Origin of the sequence: Solirhodobacter olei, from assembly GCF_004010155.1 — a bacterium.
GTDB classification, from domain to species: Bacteria; Pseudomonadota; Alphaproteobacteria; order Rhodobacterales; family Rhodobacteraceae; genus Solirhodobacter; species Solirhodobacter olei.
This window is the reverse complement of sequence record NZ_RRYH01000047.1, coordinates 1-15,198: the sequence shown is the minus strand read 5'-3', so window position 1 is coordinate 15,198 and position 15,198 is coordinate 1. Positions and strand designations below refer to the sequence as shown.

At 63.8% G+C, this 15,198-nt stretch carries 12 protein-coding genes; 4 read left to right on the top strand and 8 right to left on the bottom strand.

All coding sequences use genetic code 11. The features are described from left to right. Positions 1-448 precede the first annotated feature (448 nt). Complete coding sequence (locus EIP85_RS21305; protein ID WP_127904232.1) at positions 449-1,066, top strand: trimeric intracellular cation channel family protein; 618 nt, start codon at positions 449-451, stop codon at positions 1,064-1,066. Between the two features lie 142 nt (positions 1,067-1,208). Here EIP85_RS21305 and EIP85_RS21300 read toward each other — a convergent pair whose 3' ends face one another. After that, positions 1,209-1,913 (bottom strand): SDR family oxidoreductase, encoded by a 705-nt coding sequence (locus EIP85_RS21300; RefSeq protein WP_127904231.1) that lies wholly within the window; start codon positions 1,911-1,913, stop codon positions 1,209-1,211. A gap of 154 nt (positions 1,914-2,067) precedes the next feature. On the opposite strand from EIP85_RS21300, the gene EIP85_RS21295 reads away from it, so the two are divergent. Then, complete coding sequence (locus tag EIP85_RS21295; protein ID WP_338325359.1) at positions 2,068-2,253, top strand: Hsp20/alpha crystallin family protein; 186 nt, start codon at positions 2,068-2,070, stop codon at positions 2,251-2,253. A 580-nt stretch (positions 2,254-2,833) separates the two neighbouring features. Here EIP85_RS21295 and EIP85_RS21290 read toward each other — a convergent pair. The 7 genes from EIP85_RS21290 to EIP85_RS21260 form a co-directional block, all read right to left on the bottom strand. Further along, the gene (locus tag EIP85_RS21290) at positions 2,834-4,657 is read right to left on the bottom strand and encodes a PAS domain-containing protein (RefSeq protein WP_164871848.1); all 1,824 of its coding nucleotides are present in this window, start codon (positions 4,655-4,657) and stop codon (positions 2,834-2,836) included. A 1,096-nt stretch (positions 4,658-5,753) separates the two neighbouring features. Continuing rightward, a complete protein-coding gene (locus EIP85_RS21285; RefSeq protein ID WP_127904228.1) occupies positions 5,754-6,548 on the bottom strand; it encodes a glucose 1-dehydrogenase in 795 nt (264 codons plus the stop codon). 16 nt (positions 6,549-6,564) lie between these two features. Next, positions 6,565-7,749, bottom strand: coding sequence for a thiolase family protein (locus EIP85_RS21280; protein WP_127904227.1), 1,185 nt, complete (start codon positions 7,747-7,749; stop codon positions 6,565-6,567). Between the two features lie 470 nt (positions 7,750-8,219). Beyond that, positions 8,220-8,987 (bottom strand): transporter substrate-binding domain-containing protein, encoded by a 768-nt coding sequence (locus tag EIP85_RS21275; protein ID WP_127904226.1) that lies wholly within the window; start codon positions 8,985-8,987, stop codon positions 8,220-8,222. Between the two features lie 216 nt (positions 8,988-9,203). Further along, positions 9,204-9,860, bottom strand: a complete 657-nt coding sequence (locus tag EIP85_RS21270) for a hypothetical protein (RefSeq protein ID WP_127904225.1) — start codon at positions 9,858-9,860, stop codon at positions 9,204-9,206. Continuing rightward, a complete protein-coding gene (locus EIP85_RS21265) occupies positions 9,857-11,023 on the bottom strand; it encodes a low temperature requirement protein A (RefSeq protein ID WP_127904224.1) in 1,167 nt (388 codons plus the stop codon). Before EIP85_RS21265 ends, EIP85_RS21270 begins: the two co-directional genes overlap by 4 nt. Before the next feature lie 404 nt (positions 11,024-11,427). Beyond that, positions 11,428-12,336, bottom strand: coding sequence for an AraC family transcriptional regulator (locus EIP85_RS21260; protein ID WP_127904223.1), 909 nt, complete (start codon positions 12,334-12,336; stop codon positions 11,428-11,430). Positions 12,337-12,436: 100 nt separating this feature from the next. On the opposite strand from EIP85_RS21260, the gene EIP85_RS21255 reads away from it, so the two are divergent. Both EIP85_RS21255 and EIP85_RS21250 read left to right on the top strand, forming a co-directional pair. Beyond that, a complete protein-coding gene (locus EIP85_RS21255; protein ID WP_127904222.1) occupies positions 12,437-13,309 on the top strand; it encodes an NmrA family NAD(P)-binding protein in 873 nt (290 codons plus the stop codon). Between the two features lie 169 nt (positions 13,310-13,478). Next, a complete protein-coding gene (locus tag EIP85_RS21250) occupies positions 13,479-14,876 on the top strand; it encodes an MFS transporter (protein WP_127904221.1) in 1,398 nt (465 codons plus the stop codon). Positions 14,877-15,198: the final 322 nt, after the last annotated feature.

Below are 15,198 nucleotides of genomic sequence, written 5' to 3'. Positions count from 1 at the left end.
TCACGCAGGGGGCTGTTGTAAGATCTGGTCGTGGTCACGCGGCTGCTCCGATTTAACGTCACTGTGAGTGACACAGATTCGCGAGCGTGTCAATTGATGGCATTGTGTGTGACGCGAAATTTCCGAAATCGAGGCAGCCAACACTTGATGCCTTCGGCGAGCTAAGCCGTTTCGGCCGGGAACGGGCCTTCGCGCGGATGCAGCTGAAATCCACTAAGTCAGCCGTCGTACCTGCGTGAAAGAAATGTGCCGATGGGCCATCCGTCGCGCTACGCCGCGCCTTGCACGAAGGTCGTGAAAGGGGCTGCGACGGAACATCCGTCGCGCACGTGCCGAAGTTCCGCTCCGGGCCGTTTCTGCCGCGGGAAGCGCCGATCGTCGGCCCGATTTCCTCGGGAGGAGCCTTGTGTCACAAGGGAAGCAGGCATGTTCTTGGGCTGACAATAGAATGCACACTGTCCCGTTCTTCTACGCAATTGACCTGGTAGGAACATTCGCCTTTGGACTGAGCGGTGCCATGGTCGCCGTCCGGCGACAACTCGACCTCTTCGGGATCCTAGTGCTCGCGGCGGCGACAGGCGTAGCGGGCGGCATGATACGGGACCTTCTGCTCGGGGACTTGCCTCCGGAGGCCCTGCACGACACCTGGCCGCTCGCTGTGGCCTGCCTGGCTGGCCTTTGCGGCTTCTTCTTTGGGCCGTTGATCGAGCGGTTGAACCGGCCCGTTATGCTGCTGGATGCAGTGGGACTCGGCGTTTTCGCCGTTGCTGGATGCCAGAAGGCGCTGGCGAGCGGTTTGAACGCGCCTGGTGCTGTGCTCCTCGGCATGATGACGGCAGTCGGCGGTGGCGTGCTGCGCGACGTGATGGCCGCCGAGATTCCTCGTGTCCTGCGGGAAGATGTCTATGCCCTTGCGGCACTGGCGGGCGCAGCGATTTATGTCGTCGGCCTGCGGCTTGGCGCGCCCGAGCTCGTGATTACTGCCTGTGCCGTGCCGTTCTCCTTCGCCATTCGGGTGGCGAGCGTCCGCTACGGATGGAAACTGCCCCGTGCGCCGTGGTCTTGAGTTGGCGGGCTCCCTATATGAGGCTGGGCGCTGCAATCGCGGCATTGGCTCAGAACATGGTATCAGTCTTTCAGTTAATGCGGCCAAGGCGCCTCGTCCGGAGAGGGCGAGACGGCAACGCGCGCGGCGCCGGCGACGGACATCAGACGGAGCGGATCACGCCGCCATCAACCCGGATACTTTGACCGGTGATGTAGCCCGCCCCTTCGGACAGCAGGAACGCGATGGTCGCTGCGATCTCCTCAGACTTGCCGTAACGCTCCATCGGCACGCTGTCGCGGCGCTCGTTGACTTCGGGCAGGCTGTCGATCCAGCCCGGCAGGACATTGTTGATGCGAATGCCCTTGGAGGCATAGGCGTCCGAGAAGATCTTGATGAATGCAGCAAGGCTTGCCCGGAAGGCTGTCGAGGTGGGGAAAAGGGCTGTCGGCTCCGTGGCCCAGGCCGTTGAAATGTTGACGATTGCCCCGCCGCCCTGTGCCTCCATGACCGGCGTCACAAGCCGGATCGGGCGCACGGCGCTCAGGAAATAGACTTCCATCCCCTTGTGCCAGTCTTCATCGGTGATCTCGAGGATCGGGGCGCGCGGGCCGTGACCTGCCGAATTCACCAGCGCGTCAATCCGGCCCCACTTCTCCATGGCCAGATCGACCAGGCGACGAACATCATCGTTCTCAAGGTTGGAGCCGGTCACGCCGACGCCGCCGAGCTCCTTCGCCAACGCTTCGCCTTTGCCAGAGGAGGAGAGGATCGCGACCTGGTAGCCATCGGCGGCGAGCTTGCGCGCCGCGGCGGCCCCCATGCCCGAGCCGCCTGCAGTGATGAGTGCCACTTTTGCTTCAGCCAACTTCGTCTCCTTTGCGTTGTTGAATCCATCGTCAAGCACAGGCTCGATGCTTTTGCGCCAGAATGAAACCGTTCACGCTGCAGAAAATCCACAGGATGGATTTGCCCGGCACCTGCCTGCAGGATGCTAAGCTGTCGTCTGCGGCGTTGCATGGCTGCTCTGGGCCATTGCGCTCTCTGAGCGCAGCGATGGCGCAGTCTATCGCGCGATGCCGCTGCCCCCAGGCACCAATGGCACCAAAGCCGCGGCGTCCTTCAAGAGCGGCGTGCTGACCATCAGGCTGCCGCAGACGCCGGAAGCTCAGGCCAAGGTGAAGCACATCGAGGTTAAAGGACCCTGACCGTCGATGTCCCAAACCGCCGGTTTGGGGTCTGTTGGCTTGGCCGCGCGCAACAACGGGCTTGATCGCGATGGCCCGAGCCGGTGTGCGTGCCACCGGCCCGGGGGTATTCTCGAGGGAGCAACGAACCGCCGGCAGTGACGAGCAAGTCTTGGCGAATGTCCGGATCGACAGGCTGCAGCGCGGCATTGCGAGGGATGATCGAAGGTCAGGAATGGGCCGATAACGGTTACCCGTTTGATGTTCCCTAACGTCCGGATCTTCCCATCGAGACCAAAATAGCTGCGGGGGCCGAGACAACACCACTTGAACTGGTCCACCAGCCACGAACTTAAGGTAAGCGCTCCCAACCTGGCGCGAAGCGAATCTTCGGAGGCTGCCCCCGATCACCAGAACGCACGCGCGTTTCGAGCTTCCAGCAAACCGAGCTGGCGGCAGAGCCCCGAAGCGATAGCAGCCCATAGCCTGCCAACGCCTTCCTGTTGCTCCTCTGTCGGCCTCGACGTTCTGGATCATGCGCGGCAATCTCGGATGCCTCGGCCACCTGCCGAGACCTCAGCGTACCGACACGCTCGTGCGCTCAGCCCCCTCGCGATCGCAAGTCTCTTTGCAGAGCCTCAATCCGGGCATCGAGCTCGGCGAGCAGGAATTTCATCTGCTGTTCGCTTCTCACCCGCTCGGTGATGTCGACCTGCGCACCGGTCAGCCGGATCGGGCGATGCGCGGCATCGTGCTCGACGATGCCGCGCACCTGGACCCAGATCGTCTCACCGTCAGGCCGGACCACGCGCCATTCGCCCTCGAGCTCGCCGCTGCCCAACGCATATTCGATACTGCTCACCGCCTTCTGCAGATCGTCGGGATGGATGGTTGCAATCCAGTCCTCGTAGGTACCGCCGAAGTGACCCTCCTGTAGGCCGAGAATCTGGAGAAGCTCGGCGCTCCAATGCCCCTGGTTCGTCTCGATCACCCAGTCGAAGGTGCCAACACCTGCGGCCTGCTGCGCCAGGTGCAGCCGCGCCTCTGCATCTCGCAGCGCTGCCTCAGCCCTCTTGCGGTCCGCGATGTCGATGGCAAATTCCACGATTGTGCCATCGCCGAGGTCGCGCCCGGTGAACAGGAACCAGGACCGGCCGCCGTCCTTGCGCAGATATTCTTTCTCGTAGGGGCCAATCCGTCCGGTCCGAACGAAGTCGGTCATCTGCGCCTCACTCTCGGCGACGTATTCCGGTGGCGTCATGTCGCGCCAATGCAGCCGGCGCCCCTCGACCTCCTCTCGGCTGAACCCTGTCATCTTAAGGAAGACATCGTTCGAGCCGATCAACGTTCCGTCCGTCGCGAAGAACAGCACCGCCATCGCATCGGTCTCCAGCACACGACGCAGGCGCTCCTCGCTCCTACGTAGCGCAGCCTCCGCCCGAGCCCGTTCCACGGCTTCCCAGGTTCGCAACGACGCGGCATGAACCGCGCCAATCTCGGCGGGCGTCCAGTGATGAACAGCGTCGTGGCGTACGGTCACCGAGGCGACAAGCCGCCCGGCCCGCTGGATCGGCACGGTCAGTTGTGCCCGGCTGGGAAGCTCCCGAAACCGCTGCTGCTCTACCCCAAGTTGCCCTATCTCATTGACGAGATCGGCGATCACCAGCGGCAGGCCCGCCTGCAACTGCTCCAGCCCCGATCGAAAATCGCCAAGATCGTATTTACCAATGCTCGGGGGCGCATTCTCATCGCGCCGATATTCGGTGCGAAGCAACGCGGTGCCTTCGACAAGATCGTATTCCGCGTAGCTCACCCGATCGGCATCGATGAACTCCCCGAGAGATCGGGTGGCGAAGGCCTCGATCTCGACCGGATCGTCGAGACGACGGAGGGCATCGCTCAGTCGAAGCTCGAACCCCAGGCGGTCATGCGCGGGATGGATCCGTGCGTTGCCATTGGCCAGGTCGTGGCCGTTCCTGGACGACAGTGGCAGCTGAATCAGCATGCCCGCCACCTCGCCAGTGGCGTTTGCGACGGGAGTACAGGTGAGGTCTGCCAATTGTCGATCGAGCAGCTCCGGCCAGAGCAATGGCAAAAGAGCATCGCAGGCGTCGGAGACTTCCGCATCCTTGGGCCGCTGCAACATCATTGCATAGCGCAAGTGGAATTGGCCGGAGATCCGTCCGGCGGACTGGCCGAGGATCGCGCCCTGTCGACTGCCGAGGTCCGCGGCCCAGGCTTCGTTGCAGATCACGGTGCCGTTCGGTCCCCAGAACAGGCAGGATGGCGTCTTCAGGCGGAGGAGCAAATCGACCGTCGCGCGAAGATGAGCCGGCCAGTCTGACATTGGGCCGAGCGGGGTCGAGTCCCAGTCGAAAGCGCGAAACCTGTCAGCGTATTCTCCACGGCCCCCAAGCAACGCCATGATTTCTCGGCTCCTCCACCACCGCATCAAGGCGCGGTGCCATCAAGAGATGGCGTGCAGCGATGAGTATGTCTACGGGCTATGAACCGCCCGCTTTCTCAGAAGAGTGGCGAGTGACGATAGCCTCTGCGCAGAATGCCAATGAATCCAGCTGGTCCCGGCTCATCCCAAACATTGTGGTCGGCGGCATAGTCGGCGTGCCGGGCAAGGGCCGCGACACGCCCCAGCACGCGATGCGGCAGTTTCGCACTCAGTCCGTGGCCACGAACCGGGCACATGAGACAGCCATCTTCCTCGGACCAGCTGCGCAATTCAGTCATCTCTAACCCCCTTGGGTGGCGTGGCGGAGCGACTCTGCCGAAGCCTCTCCGAGCGATCATGCCGGCAGGCCGGCGGGCGCTCCTTGACCGTGGTCAATGGGTGTTGCCGACCCTGCGATATGTTGCCGTCAAGGCGCAGGGCCGCGACCGCCGACAGACATCAGCAAACCCTGCATCAGCGATCTCGAAATAGATTGAAGGCATGTGAACGAATGCAACGGCGGCCACGCCCTTGCGTGCCGCGCTGCGTGCTCTGGCTCCGGGCGCTAAGCCGCGACCTGGGTGAATACCTCTCGGTGCCCGGGTGCATGCAAGCCGCAAGGCACAGTGTCGGCCCCACAGGCTCGGAACTGCGAAACGCGCTGGGACTATTGCCGCAGTCGGTACTGAAGGACTGGTTTGGGGAAGCCGCACTGCGGCATCCGGACCGGGGCCGAATGACGGGATTGGGCCGTCCACTTCGGTATCTGGTCCCGTCGAGAGGGCGGAGAGCGGACGTTTGCCGCGGGCGTTGCATCTGAGACTGGATTGTTGGAATCGGACATCCGATGTCGCAACGCGATCCAAATCGCGCGCAGGAGAAAAGGGCCAGTCGGACGCCAGCGACGGGTGCACCGTTTGGAAGGTCGAACGGATCGGCACATCGGTGTCGGCGTGCTGTCGAATTCTACAGCTTCACCCATGCACCGCCGGGCCAGAAGAACCTTGTGGCCAACCACACTGAAACGCGATGCCTTCTCGTTCATATCCACAGGGTTACGGTTACGGCGTCGCGATCACTGCGCCGTGTAGCCGCCGTCGATCACCAGCTCCGTTCCGGTGGCGAATTTGGCTTCGTCGGACGCCAGGTAGAGCACCGCATAGGCCACGTCGTCGGGCTCTCCCAGATGCCCCAGCGGGTGACGTTCCTCCAACTCCCGCCGCGCCCTTTCTACGTCGCCGTCCTTGTTGATGTCCCTGGCGATGTGTTCCAGAAATCCCCCGACCATCTTGGTGTCGATGAAGCCTGGATGCACCGTGTTGACGCGGATGTTGTATTTCTCCTCGGCGCAATAGAGCGCCGCCGACCGGCTGAGCAGCACGATCCCGGCCTTGCTCGAGTCATAGGCAACCATGCGGCTGTCGCCGACCAGCCCCTCGATCGAGGAGATGTTCACGATCGAGCCGCCGCCGGTCTTCTTCATCGCGGAGATTCCGCGCTGGGTACCCAGCATCGTGCCCTCAAGGTTGATGCCCATCACCCAGCGCCATTCCTCCAGCGTCACCGCCTCGATGTCCATGCCGGCGCCCACGCCCGCGTTGTTGACCAGGATCGAGAGTTTGCCGAAGCGCTTCACCGTCTCGGAAATCACCCGATCCCAGTCCTCGGGCCTGGTCACGTCATGCTCGAGAAAGATCGCCTCGCCGCCCGCGTCGACGATCTCTTTCACCACCTCGTTGGAGCCCTCCGCCTTGCGGTCGGTCAGCACCACTTTCGCGCCTTCGCGCGCCAGCATCGCGGCAATCGCGGCGCCCAGACCGCGCCTTGCGCCGGTGACCAGCGCGACCTTTTCCTTCACCCGGTCAGCCATCGTGGCCTCCTGACGGTCAGAGCGTTTCGACGGCCAGCGCGATCCCCTGGCCACCTCCTATGCAGAGCGTCACAACTCCGCGTCGGATCCCGTCGCGGTTCATGGAGTGAATGAGGCGCGTCGTCAGCACGGCACCGGTTGCCCCGATCGGGTGGCCGTGGGCGATGGCGCCGCCTTCGGCATTCACGATGTCTTCCGGAAGGCCCAGGTCCTGCAGGACAGCAAGGGCGATGGCGGCGAAGGCTTCATTGATCTCGATCCGCTCGACATCGTTCACCGACCACCCGGCACGATCGAGCGCCTGGCGCACCGCGGGGATCGGCCCGAGCCCGAAGAAGCCCGGCTCGACGGCACCAACGCCGTAGGAAACGAGCCGCGCCGCGGGCTTCATGCCGTTGGCCTCGGCAAAGCCCCTCTCTGCCACGATCATGGCGGCTGCGCCCGTGTTTAGTCCGGGGGCGTTTCCTGCGGTGATCGTGCCGTCCTTGCGGAAGGCCGGTCTCAGCTTGGCAAGCGACTCGATCGTCGTTTCGGGGCGGTTGTGCTCGTCCTTTCCGAAGACCTCGGGGCCCTTGCGCCCCTTGATCTCCACCCCGACGAGTTCCGGCTCGAATTTCCCCGCGGCCTGAGCTTCCGAGAACCGCCGCTGGGATCGTTCGGCCCAGCGGTCCTGGTTGTCCCGGCTGATCTTGTATCTGATGGCGAGATCCTCGGTGTGCCAGCCGGAGTGCTGGTCCGAGAAGGCATCGTTGAGGCCATCGCGCAACATCGCATCGAAGAGCTGCCCGTCGCCCATGCGATAGCCCCAGCGCCCGCTGCTGACGAGGTACGGGGCGAGGTCCATGTTCTCCATGCCGCCGGCGATCATTGCGCGCGCAAAACCGAGCCAGATCTCCTGGGCCGCCGATGCAATCGCCTGGGCGCCAGAGCCGCAGACCCGGTTTACCGTCATCGCGGGGACCTCGACGGGAAGACCACCCTGGATTGCCGCCTGACGGGCGGGGTTCATCTTGTTGCCGGCCTGGATCACGTTGCCCATGACGACGCCATCGACGCGGGAGGGATCGAGGCCCGCCCTGCGGGCGGTCTCCTTCACGACGAGAGCGCCCAATGCGGTGGCGGGTGTCGACTTCAGAGAGCCATTGTAGGTGCCGATAGGCGTGCGCAGCGGGGCGCAGATGACGACTTCTGGTCTGGACATCGGATTGGACCTTTTCCTGAGGCGCTTCCCGGATGCATGCGACAGGATTCGGCGGGAGAGGGCATTGATCTGCGTCAGATGCCGTGGCCACGCGCGGAGACGTGAGGGCGGCACCCCGGCCTGCCGAACTGCGAGACCGGCCCGATCGGTGCCGGGCGGTCCCTGCCGGCGCGCTTCGGTTGATCCGCGTCATGGCCTCGATTCGGCAAGAAGCCGGGCTTCATTGCAGTGCGTTCCGCGGACGATGTCGCACGGGTCTTGCCGCGACAAGCACGAATGGCCGATTCCGGAGAGCCGCTCGAGGTGACCCAATGGCCGTTCAGGGGCGCTCATGTCGGTCTTTGGTCCCCGGCAGAAGGGTCGGAGAGCGGCCATTCGCTGCCGCAGAAACCAATGGGTTGTTCAAGTCAGCCTGAGATTCGAGCGGATTGATCGAAGCGATACAGCACCACACTATCCGTACGACCTGGTTATGGCTGTTTCTCAGCCTCGGTCAGGGTCTTTTCCCATGCGCCTGACGAGATGTCGGCTTGTAGGACCTTGTCCACCGCAGCCTTCAGTTCAGGGTCCTTTTGGAGTAGGTATCCCTTCTGGCTATGCGTAAACGGCTCCTTAACGGCTGCAGGGCAGAGGACGCCGGGATGCAGCAAGGACTGATGGTCCACCTCGACACCGTCAGTCACCATAACATCTTCTTTGCCCGAGATGATCTGGTCAAAGATTTTCGTGTTGTCATCGAAATGCGTGAGGTCTGACTGCGCCAAATGGGCCTTTGCAAAGGCGTCATTCGTTCCGCCCACGTTGACCACAACCTTGACGCTCGGTTTATCGATTGACGCGAGCGTGGTGTACTTATTCTTATCAGCGCAGCGCACGATCGGACGCTTGCCGTCTGTCACCAAAGGCACGGTGAAATCAGCGAATTTCTTACGTGCGTCGGTGATGGTGATGCCGCCCACGGCCATGTCAAACTTGTTGGCCTTGGCGTCGGTGGCCAAATCTTTCCAGCTTGTCTTCACCCAGTCGATCTTTAGGCCCAGTGCCTTTGCAATACGCTCTGCCTCGGTGACGTCGGCGCCCCGGTAGCTGCCGTCCGGCTGACGCACACTGAAGGGTGCGTAATCGCCCGGTGTGCCGATACGGATCACGCCGGCCTTCTTGGCATCCGCCAGCGTACCGGCAGCGGCGACGGAGGCCACTGCGAGCGACAGGGCGATGGTGAGTGTGAAAAGGCGCATGATGTCTCCTCCCTTTGGAAATTTGTTTCTTCCAGTAGCGGGTGTTGGGCGGACGGGAGTCAAGGCGCGTCGCGTATACTGCGAAAATTGTCACCCGACGACCTCCGACGAGGCTGCCTTCCGTTGATGTCAGCTTACAGTAACAGGTTAAGTCGCCATGACTGAACTGACCGGTGCATCGCTGGTCTTTAACGAAAGGATGGCCCCCGAGAACGGTCAGCCGCGGGCGTTATTTCGCATTTGGTCGCGAGTGCAGTGGGCATGGGCGGGATCGGTTATCCGGGATGTCCCGGGCGCGGGCGAGGCAGGGTTTCGCGCCAGCACACGGGTGATGGCGTCGCGCACCGGCGGGTGGAACTCTTCGAGGGTTACGATGGGGCTGAGGTTCTTCTCGAGATCCTCGCTGGCGGCATCGAGGTTCGTGGCCAGCGTGTCGACCTCTATCAGATGTTCCTCGAGCGCGCATATCCATAGCGGGAGCAGATGGGTGTCGACATTCGGTTCGGGACTGACCTCGCGACAGAACGCACGGGCGGCCTCGAGGGTATCGCATACCGTATCGATGCGCTGCAGGCTCGCGCCCAATGCGGCCTGGGCCGCTTCGAGGACGGTATTGTGCGGATGGGATCTCGAAGGGGAATGTACTGGGGATGTCATTCGGGAATGGTCTTTCCTGGGGTGTCTGTGCGTGGCCGTAGCGGCCCGAAAAAAGTACGGGGAACACCACAGGACCTTGATCGGGATCAACAAGGCCAGTTTTGTGATGGGCGAATTCCTCCAGCGCCGTACTCTGCGGGTGCGGCGGATGACGGCTTCGGTAAGCTGCACTGCAGCATCCTTGTCGAGCGTGAACGGCAGCTCTGGGCCGGTCAATGCATTGCGCTCTTGCTCGGCCCGATCAACACCCGGTCGGCAAGGAGCATCGCCACGGCAAGAAGAAAGGCACAGATCAGGGGAAGAAATGCGTTCGTTTGTGCAAGCTCGGGACGAGGCGCACCGGTTGCGTGTGTCAGTCCCAGGCTGTTCTGTCCAATGTCTCCCAGTGGCCAGATTGCGAGCGCCAATAAGGCCCCAATGATGCGCGAGACGGCCCCTGACAGGCCGAGCTCCCACCGGAAAAGGGCCATGCCCGCGAAATAGAAAGCCAGCGCCGCTGCGATCCATGGACCAGGCTGTGCGTGTCCCTCAAATTGCAGCTTCATGCCGGCGGCGAGTAGCAGAACCCCGAAGATCATGATCGCGAAGGCAAACCAATAGGCGATCAGGGCGAGCCTGCCGCGGCCTTGGCTCGGGGTCGCATGCAGCACTGTCTCGCTCCTCCGGTCGTCATGGCTGAACCACGATAGCCAGAGCGTGGTGACCAGCGCGATGACAAAGCTTGCCTCGACCAATGTGGTCGGGGCCGGATGCGCGCCGATCGTGTCCCCGACGGCGATGATGCTTTCCCCGAAGACGATGATCAGTAGCAGGCCGTGCCTTTCGACGAAATGCGATGGCAGGATGGTGAAGGTCCGGGCCGAGTAGAGCACTGCCATACCGCAGAGCAGGAGGATCACCGCCAGCTGGAACAGCCATTCCAGCCCGTGCGGGAGGAAGCCCGACAGCAGGAGCAGAAGGGCGGCGAGGGCATTGACCCAGCTGAAGCTCAAGACCATCCGCCCGGTCACTCCATCGGTGATCATGACGAAGCCGGTGCTGTGAATAGCGACGATGGCCAGTGCCGCACCGCCGAGAAGCGCGGTCTCGCCCTGATGCATCTGCGGAATGCCGCTGGCCAGCAGGAAGAAGGCCAGCATCGCAACCAGCATCGTCCCGGCGAGATGAAGCATGCGGGTCGAGCTGCTCGCAAGCCAGACGAAGCCCGCGTACATCCACCAGAGAAACAACATCACAGACACCACGGCAATCCAGTCGCCGATGCTGCGGGCCGTCTCGATCAGCTGGGTGATCTGCGTGATCGAGAAAACGAACATCAGATCGAAGAATAGTTCAAACGTCTCCGCCCGGCGCTCCCGGACCTCCGTGGTCTCGGTCATTCCCCGTCCCCGGCTTTCGACATCTCCGAAGGATGTTGGCCATCCCGGCGGTGGTCAATCATGGAAGGCTGCACCGCGCGGGTCAAATTCCGAGGTACGCACTGCGCCTGTGGCCGAAGTCGGCCATTGCCGCCGCGTCGCAGCAATCGTGGCGATGTTTAATGTCTGAATTGGGCCGTTCACGAGCTGTTTCGGCCCAGAAAAGGAAACAAACAATTTGGTTCGCTTTGGGAGATCCAGAGCAGCCCCATATCCCTCTCGGGGCCGTCGCTCCATACCACCCGCCGCGCAGGCGGCTGAAAAGAAGTGGGGCAAGCTGGCGTGCCGGCTTCTCCAAATCAATGAGGGGAGAGTCCCCGCGTCTACACCCCCAAGGTCGCCGGGCCCACCATAGGACGCCAACCCTACCGGCCTTCCCTGGAAAATCGTCCCGGCGCGCAGCCCATCACCCGCTTGAAGGCTGCGCTGAAGGCGTTTTCCGAGTGGTAGCCCACGGCCCGGGCGACCTCGGCCAGCCGCGCGGGTGATGTCTCCAGCCGTTCGGCGGCCAGCAGCATGCGCCAGCGCGTCAAATAGGCGACGGGCGGCTCTCCGACCTGACCACGGAACCGCTGCGCGAAGGTCGATCGCGACATTCCCGCCCGCTGAGCGAGGTCGGGCAGAGTCCAGGCTCGGGCGGGGTCACTATGGATCGCCTCGATCGCGCGCGCCAGCTGCGGGTCCGTCAGGGCGTGGAGGATGCCTACATAGCCCTCGCCTGGCTGAGACAGGTATTGCCGGAAGGCCTGCAACAGGATGAACTGAGCGAGATGCCGGGCCGCCAGCGCCGCACCAGGGCGGGTCGACCGGGTCTCGGCCATCAGTTGCCGGATGCTCCAGCTAAGCACCTCCTGTTCTGCCCCGCCACGCAGGTGGACGACCTTCGGCAGCGCGCCGAGCAGGCTGTGCGCCCGGCGTCCGTCGAGCACGAAGCGGGTGCCGATCAGCCGGAAATCCCCGCCGCCGTTACAGGTGAAGGTGTCGCCAGACCGCGACCGGTCGAGCAGCCGTTCCGCGGCCATCGGGTCCACACCCGGCCCGCTGGCCAGCACGAAGGAACAGCCGCGCGTCAGCAAAACGCAATCGCCGGCAGTCAGGCGGATCGGGGCTTGCCCCGCCACTGTCAGCAGGCAGTCGCCCTTCAGGATCGCGTGGCACTTGATCACGCCGTCCTGGTTCTCGAAGCGCACGGCCCAGTCGCCACCTGCCTCGATGGCGGCGGTCAGGTAGTCCGCCGGGCGCAGAAGGGACAGGAGGTCGGACAGGGGGTCCAAGAGCGTTCCGGACTTTGGAATAGAAAAGGCGGATAATTAACCAGAGATTATCCGGCGACACGTCGTATGTCGATGCCCATCACAACATACGAGCGTAACCATGATCCTTGTCACGACCCCCACCGGAAACATCGGCTCCCACGTCCTGCGCAATCTTCTGGACAGCGACGAGAGGCTGCGAGTGATCCTGCGCGACCCCGCGCGCCTGCCGCCCGAGGCTCGGAGCAGGGTCGAGGTCGTTCAGGGCTCCCACGAAGACGCGGGGGCAATCGATGCTGCCATGAAGGGCGTCGACGCGGTCTTCTGGCTTTGCCCGCCGACGCCGCGCGCGACGCCTGAGGCCGCGACGACCGGCTTCACCCGAGCCGGCGCCGAGGCGATCCGCCGTCACCGTGTCGGCCATGTCGTCGCCGCGACGACGCTGGGCCGCGGCACGAAATGGCAGGACCGCGCAGGAATGGCCACTGCTTCGATCCGCATGGTCGACCTGCTGCGCGAAACCGGAGCCGCGGTGCGCGGGCTGGCCCTACCGGCCTTCATGGACAATGCGCGGCTGCAGGTGAGCGCGATCCGGGCGGGCGCCATGCAGGGCGCCATCTCACCGGACCGCAAGCTGCCGCACGTCGCCACGCGGGACGTGGGTGCTGTGGGGGCGGGCCTCTTGTCGGATCGGTCCTGGACCGGCCAGGCCGATATCCCCGTCCTGGGCCCCGAGGAGCATTCCTACGCCGACATCGCGCGCATCATCGGCGAAGAGACAGGACGCATGATCCGGTACGAACAGGTACCGTTCAAGGAATTGGCGCAACAAATCATCGGGGTCGGATGGCCAGAACCCTTCGCCGACGCCTATGTCGCGATGCTGCGCGCGAAGGACGAGGGCATGGACAACGCGGTGCCGCGATCCTCTGCGATCCTGGGGCCGACGACATTTCGCCGGTGGGTTGCTGAGGAACTAAGACTGGATCCGTAGTGGCTTCGGCATGGGGTGGGCAGAATCTCCACGGTCTCAAAGGCCACTCTCAGTGGCACAGGTCAAACCCCGTCGATCAGATGAAGAGCTTTACCTTCGAACCACAACACTTTCGCCTTGACCCTGCCGCGCAGCGAACCGACTGCTTTGCATCGGGGAGGCGGGGACATTGAGCACAGGTTCGGATACGGCGCAGGGTTTGTCGTGGCGCGAGTTCCTCGGTGACGCCTCGATCGCCTCACTTTCACTGGTCTGCATGGCGGTCTGGCTACATGCGGCGGACAGCCTGGTTGTGGCGACAATGCTGCCGCGGATCGTCGCCGACATCGGTGGCGCGGCCTATGTCGGCTGGACCGTCTCGCTCTATCAGATCGGCTCGATCGTCCTCGGTGCCGCCAGTGCGCTGGTAACGCTGCGCTTCGGGATGCGACTGCCGATGAGCGCCTCGGCCCTGACCTTTGGCCTGGGCTGCGCACTCAGCGCAATGGCGCCGTCGATGGGGGTGGTCCTCATCGGCCGCACCCTGCAGGGGCTCGGCGGTGGCGGCCTCGTCTCGATGTCCTTCATCGCCGCAAGTCTGCTGTTCGAAAGGCGCCACATCGCACGCGTCATGGCGACGATCTCGGCACTCTGGGGTGTCTCAGCCTTTCTCGGCCCGTTGCTGGGTGGGCTGTTCGTGCAATATGCGACCTGGCGTATCGGCTTTTGGTTTTTCGCGGTCGAGGCGATGTTGTTGGCCGGGCTGATCCTGTGGGCTGCACCCCGTCACCAGCGCGCGGGCAGCGGGGGCAGCTTCCCTGTGGTGCGCCTCGCGCTGCTGTCGGCGGGGGTGGTGCTGGTGTCCGAGGGCGGCGTGGTCGTCGCACCACTTCGGACTGGAGCGCTCGTCCTTGCCGGGCTGGCCTGCCTTGCGCTGTTTTTCCTCGGCGATGCCCGCGCGACCGTCAGTCGGCTTCTGCCGCGTGGGCCGCTGGATCTGCGGCACCCGACCGGAGCCGCGCTGGTGATGATCCTGGCGATGTCGATGGCGACCATCGCCGGCACCGCCTATGGCCCGATCTTGCTCGTGCGTATTCATGGGCTCACCGCGCTCGAGGCCGGATATGTCATCGCCTGCAGTTCGATCGGCTGGACCCTGATGGCGATCCTGGTTTCGGGTGCGCCCGAACGGCTGGACCGCGCCCTGATCGCCACCGGCATGATCGTGGTCGCGCTTGGCCTTCTGCTGATGGTCTGGGCGATGCCGTCGGGGGCCGTCTGGCTGGTCGCCGTGGCGATGGCAGCCATGGGTGGCGGCTTCGGGCTGTCCTGGACCTTCATCCTGCGCCGCTCTACCGCGCTGGCCGATGGCGAAGAAGTGCAGCGCATCGCCGGTGCGATCCCGGTGCTGCAGCGGCTGGGATATGCCCTCGGCGCCGCCGTCATCGGGATCGTCGCCAATGCCAGTGGTTTTCTGACGATGCAGGCACCAGAGGACGGGGCGCATGCGGCGCGGGCGATCTTCCTCGCCTGCCTGGTGCCGGCAGCACTGGCGCTCGTCGCGATGCTGGGCCTCGTGCGCCGGTAGTCGGCACCCCATTGTTTAACCTTGTGCGTTGGCTCCGGGCTGGTCAGGCCAGTTGGCGCTGCGGTGACGAACGGCAGGAAAGTCTCAGACCCGGACGTCATTGCTGGCGTCAAGGACCAACCGCCGCGGTAGCAACCGAGTGGTTACCATGGCGCAGGCCTTCAGGCATCTTGGCATTGCGGAATGGAAGGGCAGGGGGGCGCCATGCCGCGATTGAGTGCTGACTGTCCCAAACTCATTGTCCAACCTGCCAAGATCTCCGGTAAGCACCCGGGGCAGCGGGCCTCGGGTATCCTCGCTAAACGGCGGCAAGGCGCACCAT